The organism is Bacillota bacterium, from assembly GCA_009711825.1.
In the GTDB taxonomy this organism is placed as follows: Bacteria; Bacillota; Proteinivoracia; order UBA4975; family VEMY01; genus VEMY01.
On sequence record VEMY01000001.1, the window covers coordinates 150,552 to 170,602 of the forward strand.

Below are 20,051 nucleotides of genomic sequence, written 5' to 3' on the forward strand. Positions count from 1 at the left end.
GGCATGAAACCGATAGTTGTACTGGGCAGCATTAATCAGGACCTGGTGTTTACACTCCCCCGTTTGCCCCGCCCGGGCGAAACTATTACCGCCGCCGATTTTCAGTTGTTTCCCGGGGGTAAGGGCGCTAACCAGGCGGTAGCTGCAGCCCGTTTGGGGGGGGATGTCTCCATGGTCGGCTGTGTGGGCGAGGACGTCTTTGGCAGGCAGCTGGTAGCGGGCCTGAAGGCGGAAGGGGTGGACTGTACTTATCTGCAAGTGGTCAGCGAGCCAACAGGGTGTGCGGGAATAGGCGTATTGCCCGATGGCGAAAACTCGATTGCGATCTATGGCGGGGCCAATGCCAAAGTTGTGCCGGAACGCCTGGCGCAGACCGTACCCATTCTGGAATCAGCAGGGGTGCTGATGCTGCAATTGGAGATTCCGCTGGATACCGTGGAGTGGGCGGCGCAAATAGCCGCTTCTGCCGGTGTTCCGATAATACTGGACCCTGCCCCGGCCCAGCCGTTGTCTCCTGGTGTTTTGTCATTGATAGATGTACTGACTCCAAATGCGGCAGAGGCCACGGATTTAACCGGCATCGATGTTCATTGCTGGAAAACCGCGGCCCGGGCCGCCACCAACTTGCGGGAGCAGGGGGCAAAGAATGTCCTGGTGACAATGGGCAAGTTTGGCGCTTATTTTAGCGGCCCTGACGGCGAAGTGCGGATAAACACGCCAGCTGTAGAAGCAGTCGATACCACAGCTGCTGGTGATGCTTTCGTTGGCGCATTGGCAATGGGCCTGGTTTACGGGTTGCCGGTGGACCAGGCCGCGGATATCGCGGCTGCCGCTGGCGCTCTGGCTGTAACCAAACACGGTGCACGCCCCTCGTTGCCTACGATTTCTGCTTTGCGTAAAGTGGTGAATACCCCATGGTAACTAAATTGATTCTCGATATGGATCCCGGCATTGATGACGCTATCGCTCTGATCTTGGCCGGGCTGGCTCCGGAGGCTGAGGTCGTCGCTGTGAACACTGTCGCCGGCAATCTAGAGGTGGGTGCTGCCACCGCCAATGCCTGCGGCCTCTTGGAGGTCTTGGGCGCGTCGGCCTCCGTCCGACAGGGAGCGGCGGCGCCTCTGTTTGGGCTGCCACAACCGGCGACCGATATTCATGGTGTCGGCGGCCTGGGCAACTGGCAGGTGCCGGACGCCCCCCACCGGCTGGCCCGGGAGCATGCCGTGGAATATACAGCTGCGGCGTTAAGCGAGGCCGCCGGCGAAATAACCCTGGTCGCCACCGGCCCGTTGACCAATGTGGCTTTATTGGTTGATCGTTACCCAAGGGAGGCTGCGTTACTCCGGCGTATCGTAATAATGGGCGGCGCCCTGGCGGTGCCGGGCAATGTGACACCGGTGGCGGAATTTAATATACACGCGGACCCGGAAGCGGCACAGATTGTCTTCGACAGCGGTCTGCCGCTGACCCTGGTCGGGCTGGATGTCACACATCAGGTGCAGGTATATCCCCGTGATTTGCCAAGTATTCGCGCCACCGGTAACCAGGGGATTGGAATTGCTGCAATGCTGGAACATTATTTTCACTGGGCAGGACCGGACAAAGGGTGCCCGTTGCATGATCCGCTGGCGGTAATGGCGGCGCTCTATCCTGACTGGTTTGGAAAGCAGAAACTGCCGGTGCGTGTTGAAGATAGCGGCGGCTGCCGCGGGCAGACAGTGGCAGATTTTAATCGCCGGACAGGGCAAAGGGCCAATATCCACGCGGCCTTGTCGGTCAATGTCGACGAATGTTTAAACTGGTTCTATCGGACTCTGTCCCGTCAATAACAAAACCGCCCTTGGGCGGTTTTTTCATTTATGGATTTCCAAAACATGCATGTCCTCTATCTTCTCTGTCAGCCACTGCATTGCATCGGCAATGCCACGATTATAATAGCTGGGGCCAAGTTCCGCGGTAATAAAATCCAGAAGCAGCATCGCCTGAAGGTCGCCTATTTCCTCTTCCCGCTCATTTGCAAAATATAATTTGAGTCTGTCTATTAAAAGTTCCTTTTCTTCCCGGGTGAGTTTGGGACGATTCGTCATGTAGCTCACTCCTCGGTATGTTATGTGCTTGTACAAGTGTATCATATTATGAAGCAATTAATGGCCCAATCGTTCTTAAACAGTTTCCGGCGAATAAAATTAGTACAAGTCAGAGGGGGTGTCGCAGTGAAAAGATTTCTGGCTTTACTTCTATTGACCGCCCTTACGGGTTGCGCTCAATCAGCGACCGGTTGGACTACCTATGGAGGGGACAGCACCCGCGCCTTGGTTGCGGATGAACGCGGACCCCGCCGGGAACGGTTATTATGGGTTGCTAATCTAGCGGCCACCGATCCCGGCAGCCCGGTTGTCGACCAGGAAGGCAATGTATATGTGCCCCACAGCGGTGGCAGTTTGACCCGAATAGACAGGGACGGCACGGTACAGTGGCGCTATGACAGCTGGGTCAGTCAAGATGGAGCTCGTCCCCCGCTGGCAGGCATCGGGTCGGAAGGAGAGGTCTTGATAAGCACACTACATCACGAACAAAGTTTTCGCCTGAACAAGCAGGGTGATTTGCTTGATGTGGAACCATGGCTGCCCTGGCCGGCTGCCAACAACCCTGCGATTATCGGCAACGGTTATACCGTGGTTTGCAATCAGTATGTGGCCGGGGCCGATAGTGTTGGCTTGCGAATCTACGGTTTGGCGCCGGAGGGCGAGCCCTTATGGTCTTTAAAGTTCGAAGATGAGGACGCGGTGTGGTCCGGCAGTATTCCAGTTTTGCAGCCCGATGGCACGGCCTATGTGTTTGTAGAGACTACCGGTCCCGGCAATAACCGCCTGCTTGCAATCGCTCCCGATGGCGCCATTGCCTGGGAATCGGAGTTTGTTTCCGAGGAGACCCGGGCGGTGGGGTTGGCAATTGCGGCCGCCGAGGATGGCACTGTTTATTTTGGCAGCGACCGTGTGGAAGATATCAATCGCCTGTATAGCCCGGGCTGGCTCTATGCAGTAGACAAAGACGGGAATTTGCGCTGGCGAGTGGATGCGGGGCAACGGGTGGTGCAGATTATGGCGGCGCCGGACTATGTGGTCGCTAATGTGCTGCGAACCCGGTTGCTGGCCCTGAACGCTGACGGCAATACCCGATGGGAGTTTGAGTTTGAAGGCTGGGAGAGCAATTGCCTAATGGACAGTCGCGGCACAATCTATCTTGCCGGGGTTAAAGACGGCAGGGTTTGGCTGCGTGCCGTTAGCAACCGTGGTCGTCTGCTCTGGGATTTCGACAGTGGCCAGGCAGCGGGTGCGGTATCTTTTCTTGCGCTGGACCAAGGGCGACTGTATCTGGCTACAGATACCGGGATGTTGCTTGCCTTTGGGGATTAAAGTTTACATGCTAAAAGTAGCAACAGACCAGATAAGTATGATGTGAATCACAGACTTTTTCCAACCGCTGGTGTAGAATTGAGAACAGATATCATACAAGCGGAGGGATAGAGATGGCAAAAGTAGTACGCAAAATTGTGCAAATCGATGAAGAAAAATGTGATGGTTGCGGCATTTGCGTTCCCGGGTGTCACGAAGGCGCCATTCAGATTATTAACGGCAAGGCCAAGCTGGTCAGTGATAATCTGTGTGACGGATTGGGCGATTGTTTGCAGGAGTGCCCTCTGGGTGCAATAACAATCATCTAACGGGAGGCCGATGATTTTGATGAAGCGGCCGTGGCCATGCGTTTGCAGGAATTAGGCCGGGCCGAAGCCCCTCAGCAGCCAGCAGCTTTCCAGGGCTGTCCGGGAAGCAGGGTGGTCTCTAGAGAAATACCAAAAGCCCGGACAGGTGATAGTGCTGGCCCGCAGGAGTCGGAGTTAGCCCAATGGCCGGTGCAATTGCACCTTGTGCCCGTGAACGCGCCATACTTTAAAGGGGCTGATCTCTTGGTCTGCGCCGATTGTGTGCCCCTGGCCTATGCAGACTTCCACCGGAAGCTGTTGCGCGGACATGCTGTGGCAATTGCCTGTCCCAAATTGGACGAAACCAGCAATTATGCGCGCAAGTTGGCGGAAATCATTGCTGCCAACGATATTGAATCGATAACTGTCGCCCATATGGAGGTGCCCTGTTGTTCAGGTTTGGTCTATCTCGTCAAGCAGGCGCTGGAACTTTGCGGACGTGACGTTGAGATAAAAGACATCACTGTCAGCATTGATGGCACGGCGACTACAACTCTGTAATGTAAAGCCCCTGGCTCGTGTCGGGGCTTTAATAATATATGCTCTCGCCAGTCGATACCTGCCTTTTCGCAGTTGTGTAGAGTGTGCCGTCAGATTCCAGCGCCGCAAGATAGACGTCTTCAATCTTTCCATGGCCCTGTTTCTGTAGTAGACTGTTCAACCAGCGCTCACTGCGTCCAATTTGCTCCAGGGCGCCTGGCACCCTCTCTCCATCGACGATCAGTAATGTTGGTAGTCCTTTAGCTGGCACCTTAAGTCCCATGTCCCTGGCGCTGGGCGGTGTTGCTTCTGTTTTTTTTAGTACACTTAGCTGTCCGCTGGGTTCAACAATGGCGTATTGAATTTCCGAGAGCTGAAAAATGTCCTTCTGTCTTAACATGCTAAGTAGGTCATTGACCGTGTAACGGATCCGGGCGATATTGTGCATCAGGAATGTGCCGTTGGCTACTACAACGGTAGGGGTGAGGGTGCTCCAGTCCCGAACGATAGGTAGCTTAACCTTCAACCAGGTAAAGCTTATTTGAAATAGTGCAATGGCTATCACTGCTGCAAATGTCGGTCCATGCCGAATTGACGGATCAGCAATATCTGCGCCAACGACTGAGCCAATCGTTATTGCAACCAGGAAGTCAAAAATCGGTAACTCGCCGATACTGCGTTTACCCATCAATACTGTCATCAGATACATAGCCGGAAACAGTGTAAAAATCCTGAATAGAACTATCAAGTAATCGTTCATTGCGACCTCCGTTTAATAATGCAAGCTGCGTCCAGGATGATTAGAGCGCTTGGGTGACATGTACACACTCCCGTCACCTTCCAGCTGGGCTATATACACGTCCTCCATGGATGGGAGTCCCGATTTACGGATCTGGGTTTCCAGCCATTTTCGATCCCTGGGGCCATGTTTAAAGATGTTTGGCACCGGCCGACCATCGGCCACCAGCAACCAGGGCAGGCCGGTGTTGGAAACTTTCAGTCCCATAGCCGCCGGTGTGAGGGGACTGGATTCTGCCTTTTTCAGTACACTTATATTTCCGTCTGGCTCAATAATCGCATACTCCAGCTCAGAAAGATTGAACACCCCCTGTTTACGTAGCAAAGGCAGGATGTCATTAACTGAATAGCGGATTTTAGCCAGGTTATGGGTTAAAAACCGTCCGTTTTCAAAAATGACAGTTGGCGTAATATTCGCCCACTGTCGCACGCGCCGAGAGCGGATCTTCAGCCAGGTAAAGCCAAACTGAATCAAGGCAATCGCGACTATTGTCGCCAACGTTGGGCCGTGGGGCACTGCCGGGTCGGCAAGATCAGCGCCGGCAATCGAGCCGATTGTAATGACGATGATGAAGTCTAATACCGGCAGCTGTCCCATGTTTCGTTTTCCCATTAGCACCGTTACTACATACAGGAGTGGCCAGGTGATAAATACCCGGCCGATGATTACCAGGTATTCGTTCATTTAATACCTCCATTGTTGCGCCTTAAATGTTAGTCTAACCAGCTGGAATAAAAAAAAGCCCGCACGGGCTAAAATCGTTCGCCAAAGAAGGGAGTATGCAGCGGAAACAGAGTATTGATCAACATGTGTTGGGCATGCATGGTAATCTTTTTGCCTGCATTCAGAGTCTGGGGTCCAGTATAACCTGTTACCAATTGGGTCAGTTGTTCAATTCCGAGCTCCAGGTCCGGGCGCCCGCCGTTTCGTGAGACAGCGCAGCTTCCTTCAGTGAAACTGAGGGTAAACATACCATTATTCCAGGGGGCGTGTCGGTCGGCAACTTGCAGGCAAATTCGCCCCGAAACAATTGGCCAGTCCAGGGCAGCAAGTAAGCGTTCAACATCGACAATCCGCGCCATAATCAAGGGCTTGAGTCGGAAATCCTGGTATTGGTCCCCAAGCAAAATTGGTAGTGGATGATTGCTGGGCAGTTGCCGAAATGCGACTTTCTCCGCCTGGGCATCATGATTGGCCAGGAGGCGAAACATCCCCCACATTGCGTTGGCACTCGCCCAAAATATATCGTGGACGACCAGTTTTTCTTTGTCTTGAGAGCATGTGAAGTAGCCCGTTATCCCGTTATTTTCACGCCAACACCAGGTGACAGCTTTTTTGCCCCAGGGCTTAAGGGCAATCCTCAGCCACTTCGCTGTTCGCAGGCAGTGCAGCTGGTACTCTTCGGCCATTTTTGTATGGACTGCTTCCAGGGCGCCGTGGTCCCCGTCAAACAGTTCTCCCTGACCGCAGTCCGGCTCAGGCAGGGTCGCTAACTCACTGGTTTTGACCTCGGCGGACAGGGCTGTGGTGGCTAGTTCCCAGCCAAATCGTCGATAAAACTGCCAATTAAAGGGCCAGAGAGCGGATAAGAAAAGCTTGCGCTCCCGCATTTCCCGAAGTATTTCCGTCAGTAGCCAGGAGACATTGCCCTGGCGGCGGTGCTGGGGCCAGGTGGCAACACTGCCAATCCCTCCCAGGTTTATGGTCGCTCCTTTGAGTCGAACGGGGAGCGGGTAGAGACCAGCACCTGCCACCAGCTGCCCGTGAACCTCGACGCCGCGCCAGAGGGCAAATGGCTGTTCAGGATCCTTGGGCACCTGTGGTTCTAGGGAAAAAGCATAGCCCGACATTATTTGGAAGGACTCATTTTCGGCGTCAGGTATCTGTATGTACTTGCGCATTAGTTCACCCCACAATGGTTTATCAGTTTATTGTAGCATATTTTAGGCTTAAGACGGAATATTGGCACGGAGATGGTCGATTTGAATAAAACCCCTGAAGGGCTAATTCAGCCAAAGGGGGAAAAAAAGGCAGCCTGCGTGGCTGCCTTTAGTGATAAGAGTCTTATTTGGCAATGGGCTGGTCTTTGATGTCCACCGCCACTGTTCTACTAAGCAAGTAGAGTGCCACCAGCATGAATCCGAAGCCGCCTACCAATGAAATCAGCAGAGAGTTGGTGAGGCCAATTAGGATGAAGGCGGCCACACCAGATATGCCAGCTGTTAACGCATAGGGCAGCTGGGTATTGACATGGTCAATGTGATCACAGGATGTGCCGGTGGAGGAAAGAACAGTTGTGTCTGAGATTGGTGAACAGTGATCACCGAGGATGCCGCCACTGAGCACTGCAGCAATCGTGGCGTAGAGATTAATATCCATACTCAGGGCAACCGGGATCGCAATTGGCATCAGAATTGCAAAGGTACCGTAGGATGTTCCGGTTGTAAAAGCGATTACGCCGCCCAAAAGGAAGATTACAGCGGGGATGAAGGCCGCGGCCAGGTTCTGTTCCGCGAAACCGACCACAAAGGTGTCTGTTCCCACCGCCTGGGCACCGGTGCCGATGCCCCAGGCCAGAACCAGGATGATATAGGCGCTCATCATGCCTTTAATGCCGCCAACGTAATAGTCAACACCTTCGCCGAAAGTGAATATTTTCTGGCCAACGCCCATTAACAGGGCTACAAATCCGGCTGCGACAGCGGCGATCAGAATTGAGAGTGCGCCGCTGGACTCGCCGATTGCCTCAACAAATCCTACATCTCCGCCATAGCCACCGGTCCAGAGGAACAGCGGGATGATCATGCCGATTAGCACAATCAGCGGGACAATTAAATTCATCATCCGTGGCTTGGTGCCTTCCAGAGGCTGGACATCGGTAATTTCCTTAGAAACAGGGGGATTGGCGCCATCGGCCATGACTTTACCGGTTTTACGGGCACGATTTTCGGCTTTCGCCATCGGGCCAAATTCCCATTTTGTGAAGATAAGAATAAACACCAAAGACAGAGCAAGCAGGGAATAGAAGTTGTAGGGGATGGTTCTGATATAGGTCAGGTACGGCGCGTCAGCCATACCGGCCTTGTCAAATTCGCTGCCAATGAGGCCCATGACATATACAACCCAGGTGGACACAGGAACCAGGAGACAGATGGGCGCGGCGGTAGAGTCGACGATGTATGCCAGCTTCTCCCGCGACACCTTAAGTTTGTCGGTGATTGGCCGCATCACGCTGCCAACAGTAAGGGCGTTAAAATAGTCCTCGAAGAAGATGACCAGACCAAAGCAGGCTGTTGCCAACTGGCCGCCCCGGGCGGTTTTTACCTTTTTGGAAATAGCGTCAGCTATCGCAAAGGCGCCGCCGGTCTTTTGCAGCATGGCAATCAGGCCGCCAAAGGCTGCGCCGTAAAGGATAACGGTAGCATTCCAGGATGAACCAAGATTTGGGATAATCATGTCCCGGAACATTGCGAAAAAGCCCAGGAACGGATTCCAGCCGTTGACCATCGTCGCTGCCAACCATATCCCCAAAAATAGGGCCGGGATTACGCGCTTAGTGCGCATGGCAAGCAAAATTGCAACCAAGGGTGGTAGTAAGGACAAAATGCCAAATTCCATATTATATAACTCCTCTCATTAGTAGTTGCAGGCGCCGGGGAATATCTCTCCGCAGGCAACCAACAATGCTTGACCTTGTAACCAGACTTCGTCAAACCGATTTTCAGCTAGCGTGAATTCTACCAGTAACTCACCTCCCAACATATTTACCTTGATCGGACTAGAAAATTGATGGGTAATTGCAGTGGTCAGTGCAGAGGCCGTGGCGCCGGTGCCGCAAGCCAGGGTTTCAGCTTCCACTCCCCGTTCATAAGTGCGCACCCAGATCTGGTCTTGTTCCAGGAAAACGAAATTAACATTAGTGCCGCTCTCAAAATAGTTTAGCCGGCGGATCTTTTTCCCCAGGGTGTGCACTTGATTCCGGGGCCAATCAAGGCATTCCTGGTTGTAGACAATTGCATGGGGCACGCCAACCACCAGGGTGTGCATTTCCGGAAGCTCCGGGTCAGGCCGGATTGCAACGTGCGGAAAATCTATGGGCGGCATCTTGACGCGGACGGTATTGCAGTCAAGAACATTTGCCTGATATAAGCCGGCGCTAGTTTCAACCATCATTTCCCGGGGGCAGATTTTTAGATGTGTTGTCAGGGCTGCAAAGCAGCGGAGCCCATTGCCGCACATTTCACCATTGCTGCCGTCGGAATTGAAGTAGTCCATCCGTGCGTCAGCTTCTGTTGAACTTTCAATAAACAGCATGCCGTCGGCTCCCAGCGATTTCCCGCGTTGACAAAGGGTTGCCGCCAGGCGTTCTTTATCTTGCTTTGAAAATTTGTCCGCGCGGTTGTCAATGGCAATAAAGTCATTACCGCATCCGCTCAGTTTGTAAAATTTCAGCATAATTCCTTAATCACCTGTTTCCGTTCCCCCGGCAAAAAGTCCAATAATGGCAGATCTAACATTACATATGCGCCTGGTTGCTGCCGCAGAGCGCCCCGCAGCCCGGCGACCATCACCTGGGCAGTGACAGCTGGGTTGGTAATCCGGCAGCTATAGTCCAGGCATTGATTGTGCACGCCGCTGGCTACGCCGTGGCGCTGCATATGCACGCCGTGCCCCATGTCCAGCAGGTCGGAAACCCGTTCCACCTGACTGACGGTGGTCTTATCGTTGATGAAATACGGGTCGGTGCAGATTCTGTCTTTAACGGCTTTAAAATCTGCGCCGGTTTCAAGTTCCACATAGACATGGCGGTCGTGGATCCCCAGTCCTTTAGGAATTGTCATGGATAAAGCATCTCGGACGCCGTTTATTGCCTTGGCCGCCACGGTGTGCCCCATGCTCATGCCGGGACCGAAGTTGGTATGTGTGATGCCCTGGGGCGCGATAATCTCAAAGATTGCGCGAATCACTGAATCTGTGCCAGGATCCCAACCTGCTGCACTCACTGAGGCTGCTCCCCCCTCTTTGGCGCTGGCTTCCAAGGTATCCAGCATATCCAGTAAAGGCTGGCCGTGGATATCAAAACTGTCCGCTGTAGCTATACCCTGGCGCAGAAGCATCGGCGCTACCTGCGGGATCAAAATACTTGGCAGGCATAGCAGAACCCCATCCGGATTGGCCAGTTCGCCAAGATTGTCCACAACAGGACAGGTGAATTCTGTCGCGATTTTTTCACAGAGCTCAGGCTGCTCAACAATACCGGTAAGTTCCATATCCGGGGCCGCTAGAACTGCGTTGGCGGCGTTTTTGCCCACGTTTCCACACCCGACTACAGCGACTTTGTAATTAGACACCAGTCATTCCTCCTTGTTGCTGCTGACAATTATTAAAGCAAAAGCCGTGCCATCCTTGTTCCGGGATTACACGGCTCCGGAGTGTTCGCTTTTGTGAATGGAATGTCTTTGTCTGGGGCGTTGGGTATGGGTTTGTATGGGCTGCGGTGTGTGCGCTTTTGCGAACGTGATGTTTGGTTTTGCAAACAGTCAGCGGAGGAGGTTGTATTTCTTTAACTTATGGTAGAAGTTTGTTCTGCCCATTTGCAACATAGACATTGCCCGGGTACGATTGTTTTCAGTATGCTTGAGGGCAAGTGCCAGCAGTGATTGCTCTGTTAGTTCAATTGCCTGTTGATGGGGGATAACCTGGTTGACGCTTACGGCAGCTTTGGTTTGCGGTTGATGCAGGTCCGGGGGCAAGTGTTCCGGCAGCAACACTTTGCCTTCCGCAAAGTTAACACAGCGTTCAAGGACATTTTCCAGCTCCCGGATGTTGCCCGGCCAATGATAATTGGTTAGCGTACGGATTAATTGGGGGTGGGGCATCAGCAGTGATTTCCCTGCCCGCTGACAGATTCGGGGCAGCAACACATTGACTAGGTCAGGTATATCGCCGGGGCGTTGCCGGAGCGGCGGGAGCTCTAAACTGATTACATTTAGCCGGTAGAAAAGGTCTTCCCGGAATTTTCCCTCAGCTACCGCCTTTTCCAAGTTCCTGTTGGTTGCGGCAATAATGCGAACATCTAAGTCGATGGGGTGGTTTTCTCCCAGACGTTGAATGCGGCGATTTTGGAGAGCATGGAGAATTTTTGCCTGTAGTGTTACGTCCAGCTCGCCAATTTCATCCAAGAATAGCGTGCCAGACTGGGCCTGTTCAAAGCTGCCGGCTTTGCCTTGGAGGCTGGCGCCGGTGAACGCTCCCGGGGCGTAACCGAAAAGTTCACTTTCCAGAAGAGTGCCTGGGATTGCCGCACAGTTTACATAAACAAAGGGGCCTTCTGCCCGGGGACCGGTCTGGTGGATGACCTCTGCAAGTAATCCTTTGCCTGTGCCGCTTTCGCCTAATAAGAGGACGGTTGAGTTGGAAGTGCTTGCCCGGGAAGCCAGCTCGCGAATGCGGTTAATCTCCGTGCTGCTGCCTGTGATGCGGGCGAACGCAGGGTGGGCTTGATTTTCCTTCAGACGGCGTAGACTGGCTACGGCCTGATCCCGTTCTTCTTCCGCAATCCGCATCTCGCTGATATCTGTTACTTGCAGCATTGCTCCCTGGCGGATACCGTTGGTGTCAATCGGGTGGATAGAGCATCGGGTGGGGATGCCGTTTATTTCGTAATCTTGTTTTACAAAACCATTTTCTTGGCCGCCGGCAACTGTCAGCAGACGCTCAATTCCTAGATTCCGCGGGTGGATATCTGATATATGGCGGCCGATTACCTGGGGCAGATCCTGATTGCCTTTGGCCGTCCAGGGAGCGCCGTTAAGGATATCGCCGATGGCCTCGCCCCGAGCTGTGTAACCGGGGGCCTGGTAAAATTTAACCTGCAGGTCTGAAGAGAGGATGACCATGTGGCCAACAGCAATATGGTAATTGTATGGGAACCTTTGACCCTCCACATCAATCCAAAGCAGTCGCTGATTGCGGTCGTAGCCGGCAGATATTTTGCAATTGCCGCGAAGTGGAAAATCCATTATCACCGGTTCTGATTCATTGGTGAAGGTGCGAACCGCGGTACGTGCTTTGCCTGTTTTGACCTGGCCGACAGCCAGTATGCCCATATCCTTCTTAAGTTTAACCTGGCCTAGACCCAGTTGCTGTAAATGCTGTTTATCCATGTTCCCGTCATCTCTGCCAACGCGGTTGTTGGCGATTATGACAATATCATCTTGTTCCAGGCGTCCAGATGGATGCCCGGGTCCAGGTGAGGGGAGCAGGCCGAAAAAATCCTTGGCCGTGTGATTATAAACCTTAATGATACCATCCCGGTCGATAACGATTAGGCCTTGTTCCAAGAAATCACAGATATGCTGCAACCTTTCCATACGCACACCTCCATCGCCGTTTGGTACTTATGTTCGCTTTTTAGAACTACATTCCTCCCCTCGGAAAAAATTACCGTTTGGTAGATTTTGCTTAGCAGAGGTCCTCAATCAACTGTCTGCGTTCTCCTGGCAGGAAATGCAGCAGTGGCAAATCTAGCATTACATAAGCGCCGGGCCGCTGCCGCAGGGCCCCCCGCAGCCCGGCGACCATCACCTGGGCAGTCACCGCCGGGTTGGTAATTCGGCAGCTATAGTCCAGGCATTGATTGTGCACGCCGCTGGCTACGCCGTGGCGCTGCATATGCACGCCGTGCCCCATGTCCAGCAGATCAGACACCCGTTCCACCTGAAAAACAGTTGTCTGGTCATTGCGAAAATAAGGATCGGCGCAAATCTGCTCCCGGACAGTTTCCAAATTTGCCCCAGGTTCAAGTTCGACGTAAACATGTCGATCGTGAAGACCGCGTCCCTTGGGAATGGTCATCGAGAGAGCGTCCTTAACCCCATCAATTGCTTTGGCAACAACTGTGTGCCCCATACTCATCCCAGGGCCGAAATTAGTGTGGGTGATGCCTTGGGGAGCGATAATCTGGAATATCGACCGCACCAATGAGTCGGTGCCCGGGTCCCAACCGGCCGCGCTTACCGAGGCAGTGTTGCCTTCGACGGCAGCTGTTTCCAGCGTGTCCAGGGTGTCAAGTAACGGCTGACCATGGATGTCGTAACTGTCGGTAGTGGCGATACCTTTGCGAAGATACTCTGGCGCAACCTGGGGGATGGTTGTGCTGGGAATGCAGAGGAGAGCGCCGTCAACCTTGCCCAGTCGAGCAATGTCTTCGGTCACCGGAAAGTCATACATTTTTTTTACCCGGTTATTGGAGCGGTGTCTGACAACAATACCTGCTAATTCCATATCCGGCGAAGTAAGTACAGCGTTTACGGCGTTCTGACCGACATTTCCACAACCGACAACGGCAATCCTAGTTTTTGGCATCAGTGGAACCTCCTAGTTTTATATAGCTATTTGCCTTAATCACTTGGAAAACAAAAAAAACGGCGGACCAATGCCTGCCGTTTTTGGCGATAATTGGCCTCATTCCCCGGGTGAAGTAGCTCACTGCTGCCGTCCAGGGGCGGACGACAACAGCAGTCCGGCAATTATTAATTGCCGGCCCAGCTGTCGGAACGGACGAACTCCGACGCTTCGGCGGCGGTTCCTTTCCTGTGCTTCACTGCCCCGTCCGGGCTCCCCACAGTACTGATAACCAGCCGCTCCTCTACCTCACCTGCTGGTGAGGCAACTCTAAACTAAAAATTTTTATTTAGCTGTGATTTTACGGCATTGGGGAATAATAGTCAACAACAAATTGCAAAAAACGAGTATTTTATTATCACTTTCCATTAGTAAAGCTGTGGCATGGTCTGGTTGAGAAAATATTGGCACTGTGGCATAATTAGTTGGAACTTACCAAAGGGAGGGTGCGCAATCGTGACTGAAAAGAAACTGGCGCCGCCATGGCGGATTAAGATGGTGGAGCCAATCACCCGGATTAGCCGTGAGGAACGGGAAAAGCTGCTGGAGCAGGCTGGTTATAATGTGTTTGCCTTGCCAAGTGACGCTGTCTACATAGATTTGCTTACCGACAGCGGGACTTCTGCGATGAGTGACAAACAGTGGGGCGGACTACTCCAGGGCGATGAATCCTACGCCGGCAGTCGCAATTTCTATCACCTGCGGGACACTGTCAAGGAGTTGATGGGTCTAGATTATGTTGTTCCCACCCATCAGGGGCGAGGCGCTGAAAATATTCTTTTCCAACATTTGATTAAGCCCGGTCAGTACATCCCTGGCAACATGCATTTTGACACCACCAAGGCCCACATCGAGATCAAACAGGGTCGGGCAGTGAACTTTGTCGCCGACATCACTCATGACAGTCAGACATATCACCCGTTTAAGGGAAATTTTGACCTGGAGGCCCTGGAGAGGTTTGTCGCCGAGAAGGGTAAAGAAAATATTGCTTTTATCCTGGTGACTGCAACCTGCAATAGCGCCGGTGGTCAACCGATTTCCATGGAAAACATTCGTGGTGTTCGCAAAATTGCCGACAAATATGATTTGCGGGTGTTCATTGATGCCGCCCGGTTTGCGGAAAACGCCTGGTTTATCCAGCAGCGGGAAAAAGGCTACCGTCAAAAATCAATTCCCCAAATCGTCCGCGAGATGTTTGACTATGCCGACGGCTGTACAATGAGCGCTAAGAAGGATGCCTTGGTAAACATTGGTGGGTTTGTTGCGCTTAGGGATGAAGCCCTTTATCAAGAAGTTTCCCGGCTGGCGGTTGTGTTTGAAGGGTTCCCCACTTATGGAGGTCTGGCAGGCCGGGATATGGAAGCCATGGCCATTGGCTTGAAGGAAATCGTCGATCCCGGTTACCTGGAATACAGAATTTATCAGGTGGAGTATCTCGGCAACAGGCTGCGAGAGGCCGGTATACCAATTGTCTGGCCGGTGGGTGGTCACGCCGTCTTTGTAGACGGTCAGAAATTCCTGCCCCATATTCCCAAAGAACAATACCCGGCCCAGGCCCTCTGTATTGAGCTTTATAAAGAGGCAGGTGTGCGCGGTGTCGAGGTTGGTGGAGTTTTGGCTGGCCGCGATCCCGAGACTGGCGAAAACTTGTTCCCGCAATTGGACTTGTTGCGGCTGACAATCCCGCGACGGGTCTACACCAATGAACATATGGATGTGGTTGCCGACGCTCTGATTGCAATAAAGGAACGGGCAGAAACTGTCCGGGGCGTTGCCTTTGTTGACGAACCGCCAATTCTGCGCCACTTTACAGCAACTTTTAAACTTGTTTAACAAGTCTGCTTATGATTCATACTATAAGCGATGCTTGTTTGGCTTTTACTCTACTGAGTTAAAAGACTGATTGATACCCAAATCAAGGAGGAAAAAAAATGAACAGAACCATCATCAACACCGACAAAGCTCCCGCCGCCATTGGCCCCTATTCCCAAGCGGTACGGGTAGGCGACCTGCTCTTTACCTCGGGGCAAATCCCCCTTGTCCCTGGTAGTATGGAACTGGTAACCGGCGATATTCAGGCCCAGACCAAGCAATGCATGGAAAATGTCAAAGCAATCCTCGAGCAAGCAGGTACCAATATGGACAACTGCATCAAGCTGACAATCTTTATCAAGGACATGAATCAGTTTGGCGCCATCAATGAAGTCTACGGCACATACTTTGGCGATAATCCTCCCGCCCGGGCCTGCGTAGAAGTAGCGCGGCTGCCCAAGGACGTGGACATCGAAATCGAGGCAATTGCCCTGGTGAAATAACATTTGTTAACCAAAAACCGGCTTTCAGCCGGTTTTTGGTTATTTCCCCGGTAGAAATTGGACAAACTACAAACGCTCTGCTGAGAAGGCAGGCCGTTTTCTCAGGTGAAGTATGGGTGCAAAATATGTGACGAGGTTTAGGTGTTACAACACGAGGGGATGAGTTCATGCCGAAAGTGGTTCTTTCCCACAAACAATTTGTCTTCATGCTCTATGTTTATCTGATTGGCGCCTCCATGCTGTTTGTGCCAGAGGCGATTTTTGCTGGCAAGGATGCCTGGATTTCAGTGCTAATCGCACCGTTAATCAGCATGCTTTTGCTGGCAATCTGGTTGCACCTGCAAAGAAAACACCCGGGAATGAGTTTAATTCAGTATGGGATTAAGATTCTTGGGCCCTGGATCGGTTATCCGATTGGCTTGTATCTTGTGTATGTAATGTTCTTGATTAATCTACTAATTATCGAAGACTTGGTAATAGTTACATCGATAGTGATTCTTCCCCAAACACCTTCTGATGTAATCCGGCTTACGTTTGTGTTCGTGGCAATATATGGATGCTACAAAGGAGTGGAGTCCATCGCTCGCATGTGTGAGCTGGCCTTCATTCCGTTGACGCTCCTGGTGGTGGCGCTACCAATCCTGGAATACCAAGAGCTGGGCCTTGCCGCCTTACAGCCCTTCTCAATAATCAACTGGCATGGCGTTGTAGTCGGCACAATAAATTCCCTGGTGTTTCCCTTTGCGGAGGTGTTTATACCCGCAATGCTGCTGCCGTTTGTGTCTATAGACACTAGGTCAGAACGCTATTATTTCTTTGCTATTGGCGGCGCAGGCATTGCCTTGCTGCTTCGCACGCTCGTGGCTTTGATGGTGCTGGGGCCTGAATTGCTGAGTATGTTCACCTTGCCGATAATGACTGTATTTCGCGTCGTAGACCTCGGAGATTTTTTCAACCGGGTGGAGGGATTGTTTCTCGGAATCTGGTATGTTGGACTGCTGCTGAAATTTGTGATAACACTATATGCCATGACCTTGGGGTTGGCCCAACTGACGGGAGTGAAGCGCCTGGAAAATTTATGGCTGTCGGTGGGGGCCCTAGTGTTGATTGTTTCAGCGCTGCGTTTCCCCAATGAACAGGAATTTGGATTTATGTCATTCTTTATTCTGCCTTTTATCGCTGTGCCGGTAGAAATAATCTATCCTCTAGCCCTATTGCTGGTAGACTGGTTGCAGGAGCGCTTAAAGCCAGTCTCCGTAGACCACCTCAATCAGCGGCATGATTAGATCGCCAATCACCTGGGATGGGAAGATTGGTTCTAGGTTCCAGATATAAACCAGGGCGTAGGCCAGGCTGATTGAGGCCAAAATTATCGTAACAACTAGGTCCGGCCATTCCCGGGCCCGGGCCATGGCGCCACCGAAAACCCAGATAAAACCGACTGCCAGCAACAGCACAAAAATCGCAAAAGCATTTTGCATTGTCTGTTCCTCCCTTTAGCTCAGCGGGGCAACGGGGTTGTGATGATGCCCAAGTTGTCGATTTGCATACGGACATCAAAAATTGTCTCGATGGTGGGGAAAATTTCCCGCCAGTTTTTATTTAACTCTGCCCAGAGACGGGGGTTACGACGACTGGCAATACCGCCGTAGTCCATGATGTCTACACCCAACGCTTTCGCCTTTTCGTCTGTGGAATACAGTATCCCGGCCAACTGATCGGCAGCCAGCTTTTCCAGTTCTTGAACCCGTTCTTTGTTCGCCAGATCGATATAGCCTGTATATTCAACTAGGTTGGCATTGGTCATGATCTTCGCCTGGAGTACTGGTGTATCGCCACGCATATAAAACAGCTTGGAGCAAGATTCAAAGTTAACCTCCAGGGCCGCCAAGCCGCCGTGCCAGGGAACCACCAAGATCGATTCCCCGCCCAGTCCGACCATGTAACGATAGCCAGTGGTCTCAGTTCCGGTAAGCCAGCCCGCCAGCTGATCGTCGTTAAAAACCGCCAATCCCTGGGCTACAATCGCTTCGGGGATTTCTTTAGCTTCAGTGTCCTCCGTTACCGGGTCAGACACTTCCGGTTCAATTGTAAACAGCCGGCTGGCTACCGCGTGCCTGCCCGGGTCAATCATGTGTTGAAAAAAGCGAGATAACTCGATTGATGCCGTTTTTGACCACTCGACTTCGTTTCGCAGGATTCCCTCCAGCTCCAAGTGCAAACTCTCCGCTACCTCAGGTTTGGTCTGCAGAAGCTCCTTTGCGGGCCCCTCGCTGACCAGTAACAGGGAGTTTATCCGAATCTCCTGGGTGCGAATCATAAAATCCATCGCCGGCTTTATCCCCTTGCGGGCCAGGTCCTCGCCAATAACCAGCAGCCGGACATGATGAAAGGAAAGTCGAAAGGCCACCCGTCCCCGCAAGTTGCGGAAGCAATCCATGATGGTCTGTCCCCGGGCGCTGAGCACGGTGATGTTTTCGATACCCGCCTCTCCGGTGCTGCCCTCACCCCCGGGGTCGGCCAGGGGAGTATGAACGTGGACTGTGACCTCAAATCCATCACCCTTGGGGTCGGTATCGATGCCTAGCATCAGAACCAGGCCGATATCGTTTAGTTCCCGCATATCCCAACAACCGGAGGTTGCTATAAGCAGCAAAAGTATCAACAGGGTCGCAATTGCTCTTGTCATTCGTCTTTTTCCTCCACCGGGGGCTGAACGGAGCGGGCCCCCTTTTTTTGGCGATGGATATTCTCTTTGGCGACAAAGGTGGGACGGGCCTGCAGCCACCAGGTGGGGGCCCGGATAATCATATCCTTCCAATCGCCGATGGTGATGGGCGCCAACGGGGCCAGGTAGGGGACGCCAAAGGATCGCAGGCTCACCAGGTGGAAAAGTAAAATGCTTAAGCCCAGATTAATGCCGTACAGGCCCATTCCGGCTGCCAAGAGCATAAACACAAAGCGCAGCAGGCGAACCGAAATCGCCAGATTGAATCCGGGAACCGTAAATGAGGCGATGCCGGTGCCAGCAACGACGATGACCATGATTGGCGACACCAAGCCGGCCTGCACCGCCGCCTGGCCGATGACCAGGGCGCCGACAATGCTTACCGCCTGGCCCACCGGCTTGGGCAGGCGCACCCCCGCTTCCCGTAGCGCCTCAAAGGCCAGTTCCATCATCAGCGCCTCGACAATTGCCGGGAAGGGGATGCCCGCCCGGGTGCCAATCAGACGGATTAAGAGCAGGGTTGGGATCAGCTCATGATGGAATGTAGTTATTGCGATGTAGAGGGCCGGACCCAAAAGGGCAAGGGCGAATAACACATAGCGCATTGCGCGAATCGCCGTGGCGAAGTGAAAACGTTCATAATAGTCCTCGCTGGACTGGAGCATGTCGGTGAGGACTGTGGGCACAATCAGGACAAATGGGGTATTGTCGGTCATAATCGCCACCCGCCCGTCAAGCAGAGCAGCGGCAGCGCCGTCGGGGCGTTCGGTGTTGGCAATCTGGGGAAAGGGGGTGATCGCGTTATCCTCAATTAATTGCTCCAACTGTCCCGAGTCGACGATGCCGTCGATATCGATTTTGTCCAGGCGGGCATGGACCTCGTCCAGCACCTTGGGGTTAGCGACGCTGTCTATATGGAGGACGGCAATCTGGGTTTGGCTCATAGTCCCGATACTGATAATTGTACTTTTGAGCAGTGGTGTTTTCAGACGCTTGCGCACCAAAGCGATATTTGTCTCCAAATCCTCGATAAACCCGTCCCGGGGACCACGGACCACCGATTGGGTCTCCGGTTCATCGACACCACGGGTTTGAGCTGCCCTGGTGTTTATTGCCCAGGCGGTGGCGCTGCCGTGAACTAAAAGCAAAGCTTCTCCATTCAAAATTGATTTAGTGGCCTGCTCAAAATCCTCTACCGGCGTTAACTTGTGAGCGCTTATTAAATCGGTTATTTCACTTTCAGGTCTTATCCTTTGTGGGTCGGTTAGCGGGTCAATGACACTTTCGTTAATCATGTCCTTGTCCATCATGCCCTTAAGCAGGTAGAGACGGGCCGGGCGGGGGGCGCTGAGCGGTATCAGGAAATCCCGGTTGCCCACATCGGCGCAATCCCGAAAAATATCATCCAAGATAGCGCTACTAGTATGTAAATCATCAGAAATCGCTTGCGGTTCGGGCGAATTTTCCTGCTCCAGTTCCCGGGCTTTTTTTTCCCATAGTTTTAGAGGTTTGCGGGGTTTAACCATTTTGCACTCCTCCATTCTGCACGTTAAATGTACT

General features: G+C 52.7%; 18 protein-coding genes and 1 pseudogene. 7 read left to right on the plus strand and 12 right to left on the minus strand.

From position 1 onward, the window contains the following. Positions 1–3: 3 nt before the first annotated feature. Positions 4–921 carry a ribokinase gene (gene rbsK, locus FH749_00870; protein MTI94030.1) on the plus strand — a complete coding sequence of 306 codons (918 nt, stop codon included), beginning with the start codon at positions 4–6 and terminating at the stop codon, positions 919–921. Next, positions 915–1,829, plus strand: coding sequence for a nucleoside hydrolase (locus FH749_00875; GenBank protein MTI94031.1), 915 nt, complete (start codon positions 915–917; stop codon positions 1,827–1,829). Before rbsK ends, FH749_00875 begins: the two co-directional genes overlap by 7 nt. 24 nt (positions 1,830–1,853) lie before the next feature. Here FH749_00875 and FH749_00880 read toward each other — a convergent pair whose 3' ends face one another. After that, the gene (locus tag FH749_00880; protein ID MTI94032.1) at positions 1,854–2,087 is read right to left on the minus strand and encodes a DUF2164 domain-containing protein; all 234 of its coding nucleotides are present in this window, start codon (positions 2,085–2,087) and stop codon (positions 1,854–1,856) included. A 126-nt stretch (positions 2,088–2,213) separates the two neighbouring features. Here FH749_00880 and FH749_00885 point away from each other — a divergent pair, with 126 nt between their 5' ends. Continuing rightward, complete coding sequence (locus FH749_00885) at positions 2,214–3,416, plus strand: PQQ-like beta-propeller repeat protein (protein ID MTI94033.1); 1,203 nt, start codon at positions 2,214–2,216, stop codon at positions 3,414–3,416. A 113-nt stretch (positions 3,417–3,529) separates the two neighbouring features. Continuing rightward, positions 3,530–4,264, plus strand: a pseudogene (locus FH749_00890) (4Fe-4S ferredoxin). Positions 4,265–4,292: 28 nt separating this feature from the next. Here the strand turns inward: FH749_00890 and FH749_00895 are convergent. The 8 genes from FH749_00895 to FH749_00930 all read right to left on the minus strand — a co-directional run bounded on the left by FH749_00895 (position 4,293) and on the right by FH749_00930 (position 13,409). Next, positions 4,293–5,003 (minus strand): DUF421 domain-containing protein, encoded by a 711-nt coding sequence (locus tag FH749_00895; GenBank protein ID MTI94034.1) that lies wholly within the window; start codon positions 5,001–5,003, stop codon positions 4,293–4,295. Between the two features lie 12 nt (positions 5,004–5,015). Then, on the minus strand, positions 5,016–5,726 hold the full coding sequence (locus FH749_00900) for a DUF421 domain-containing protein (GenBank protein ID MTI94035.1): 711 nt from the start codon (positions 5,724–5,726) through the stop codon (positions 5,016–5,018). A gap of 68 nt (positions 5,727–5,794) precedes the next feature. Further along, a complete protein-coding gene (locus FH749_00905) occupies positions 5,795–6,943 on the minus strand; it encodes a GNAT family N-acetyltransferase (protein MTI94036.1) in 1,149 nt (382 codons plus the stop codon). Positions 6,944–7,106: 163 nt separating this feature from the next. After that, entirely contained in the window at positions 7,107–8,660 is a 1,554-nt protein-coding gene (locus tag FH749_00910; protein MTI94037.1) for a Na+/H+ antiporter NhaC family protein, read from the minus strand. Between the two features lie 18 nt (positions 8,661–8,678). Beyond that, the gene (locus FH749_00915) at positions 8,679–9,497 is read right to left on the minus strand and encodes a diaminopimelate epimerase (protein MTI94038.1); all 819 of its coding nucleotides are present in this window, start codon (positions 9,495–9,497) and stop codon (positions 8,679–8,681) included. Next, on the minus strand, positions 9,491–10,393 hold the full coding sequence (locus tag FH749_00920; GenBank protein MTI94039.1) for a diaminopimelate dehydrogenase: 903 nt from the start codon (positions 10,391–10,393) through the stop codon (positions 9,491–9,493). The genes FH749_00915 and FH749_00920 overlap by 7 nt, the downstream gene beginning before the upstream one ends. 189 nt (positions 10,394–10,582) lie before the next feature. Then, complete coding sequence (locus FH749_00925) at positions 10,583–12,415, minus strand: AAA family ATPase (GenBank protein ID MTI94040.1); 1,833 nt, start codon at positions 12,413–12,415, stop codon at positions 10,583–10,585. Positions 12,416–12,506: 91 nt separating this feature from the next. Then, positions 12,507–13,409 (minus strand): diaminopimelate dehydrogenase, encoded by a 903-nt coding sequence (locus FH749_00930; protein MTI94041.1) that lies wholly within the window; start codon positions 13,407–13,409, stop codon positions 12,507–12,509. Between the two features lie 423 nt (positions 13,410–13,832). Between FH749_00930 and FH749_00935 the strand changes: the two genes are divergently transcribed. The 3 genes from FH749_00935 (at position 13,833) to FH749_00945 (ending at position 17,049) form a co-directional block, all read left to right on the plus strand. After that, positions 13,833–15,281 carry a tryptophanase gene (locus tag FH749_00935; GenBank protein ID MTI94042.1) on the plus strand — a complete coding sequence of 483 codons (1,449 nt, stop codon included), beginning with the start codon at positions 13,833–13,835 and terminating at the stop codon, positions 15,279–15,281. Positions 15,282–15,379: 98 nt separating this feature from the next. Next, positions 15,380–15,763, plus strand: a complete 384-nt coding sequence (locus FH749_00940; GenBank protein MTI94043.1) for a RidA family protein — start codon at positions 15,380–15,382, stop codon at positions 15,761–15,763. Positions 15,764–15,930: 167 nt separating this feature from the next. Then, positions 15,931–17,049, plus strand: a complete 1,119-nt coding sequence (locus FH749_00945) for a hypothetical protein (protein MTI94044.1) — start codon at positions 15,931–15,933, stop codon at positions 17,047–17,049. On the opposite strand, the gene FH749_00950 is transcribed toward FH749_00945, so the two are convergent. The 3 genes from FH749_00950 to FH749_00960 are packed head-to-tail and all read right to left on the minus strand — an operon-like array spanning position 17,005 to position 20,032. After that, the gene (locus tag FH749_00950; protein MTI94045.1) at positions 17,005–17,244 is read right to left on the minus strand and encodes a hypothetical protein; all 240 of its coding nucleotides are present in this window, start codon (positions 17,242–17,244) and stop codon (positions 17,005–17,007) included. The two genes, FH749_00945 and FH749_00950, sit on opposite strands and share 45 nt — an antisense overlap. A 20-nt stretch (positions 17,245–17,264) precedes the next feature. Beyond that, positions 17,265–18,452 carry a Ger(x)C family spore germination protein gene (locus FH749_00955; protein ID MTI94046.1) on the minus strand — a complete coding sequence of 396 codons (1,188 nt, stop codon included), beginning with the start codon at positions 18,450–18,452 and terminating at the stop codon, positions 17,265–17,267. Then, on the minus strand, positions 18,449–20,032 hold the full coding sequence (locus FH749_00960; GenBank protein ID MTI94047.1) for a spore germination protein: 1,584 nt from the start codon (positions 20,030–20,032) through the stop codon (positions 18,449–18,451). The genes FH749_00955 and FH749_00960 overlap by 4 nt, the downstream gene beginning before the upstream one ends. Between the last annotated feature and the right edge of the window lie 19 nt (positions 20,033–20,051).

Excerpts from the sequence above, each read along its gene's own strand:
- FH749_00940 (MTI94043.1), top strand. The coding sequence starts at position 15,380 with ATGAACAGAACCATCATCAACACCGACAAAGCTCCCGCCGCCATTGGC.
- FH749_00895 (MTI94034.1), bottom strand. The coding sequence starts at position 5,003 with ATGAACGATTACTTGATAGTTCTATTCAGGATTTTTACACTGTTTCCG.
- FH749_00875 (MTI94031.1), top strand. The coding sequence starts at position 915 with ATGGTAACTAAATTGATTCTCGATATGGATCCCGGCATTGATGACGCT.
- FH749_00910 (MTI94037.1), bottom strand. The coding sequence starts at position 8,660 with ATGGAATTTGGCATTTTGTCCTTACTACCACCCTTGGTTGCAATTTTG.
- FH749_00945 (MTI94044.1), top strand. The coding sequence starts at position 15,931 with ATGCCGAAAGTGGTTCTTTCCCACAAACAATTTGTCTTCATGCTCTAT.
- FH749_00880 (MTI94032.1), bottom strand. The coding sequence starts at position 2,087 with ATGACGAATCGTCCCAAACTCACCCGGGAAGAAAAGGAACTTTTAATA.
- FH749_00935 (MTI94042.1), top strand. The coding sequence starts at position 13,833 with ATGGTCTGGTTGAGAAAATATTGGCACTGTGGCATAATTAGTTGGAAC.
- FH749_00930 (MTI94041.1), bottom strand. The coding sequence starts at position 13,409 with ATGCCAAAAACTAGGATTGCCGTTGTCGGTTGTGGAAATGTCGGTCAG.
- FH749_00915 (MTI94038.1), bottom strand. The coding sequence starts at position 9,497 with ATGCTGAAATTTTACAAACTGAGCGGATGCGGTAATGACTTTATTGCC.
- FH749_00925 (MTI94040.1), bottom strand. The coding sequence starts at position 12,415 with ATGGAAAGGTTGCAGCATATCTGTGATTTCTTGGAACAAGGCCTAATC.
- FH749_00955 (MTI94046.1), bottom strand. The coding sequence starts at position 18,452 with ATGACAAGAGCAATTGCGACCCTGTTGATACTTTTGCTGCTTATAGCA.
- FH749_00950 (MTI94045.1), bottom strand. The coding sequence starts at position 17,244 with ATGCAAAATGCTTTTGCGATTTTTGTGCTGTTGCTGGCAGTCGGTTTT.
- FH749_00905 (MTI94036.1), bottom strand. The coding sequence starts at position 6,943 with ATGCGCAAGTACATACAGATACCTGACGCCGAAAATGAGTCCTTCCAA.
- FH749_00960 (MTI94047.1), bottom strand. The coding sequence starts at position 20,032 with ATGGAGGAGTGCAAAATGGTTAAACCCCGCAAACCTCTAAAACTATGG.
- FH749_00900 (MTI94035.1), bottom strand. The coding sequence starts at position 5,726 with ATGAACGAATACCTGGTAATCATCGGCCGGGTATTTATCACCTGGCCA.
- rbsK (MTI94030.1), top strand. The coding sequence starts at position 4 with ATGAAACCGATAGTTGTACTGGGCAGCATTAATCAGGACCTGGTGTTT.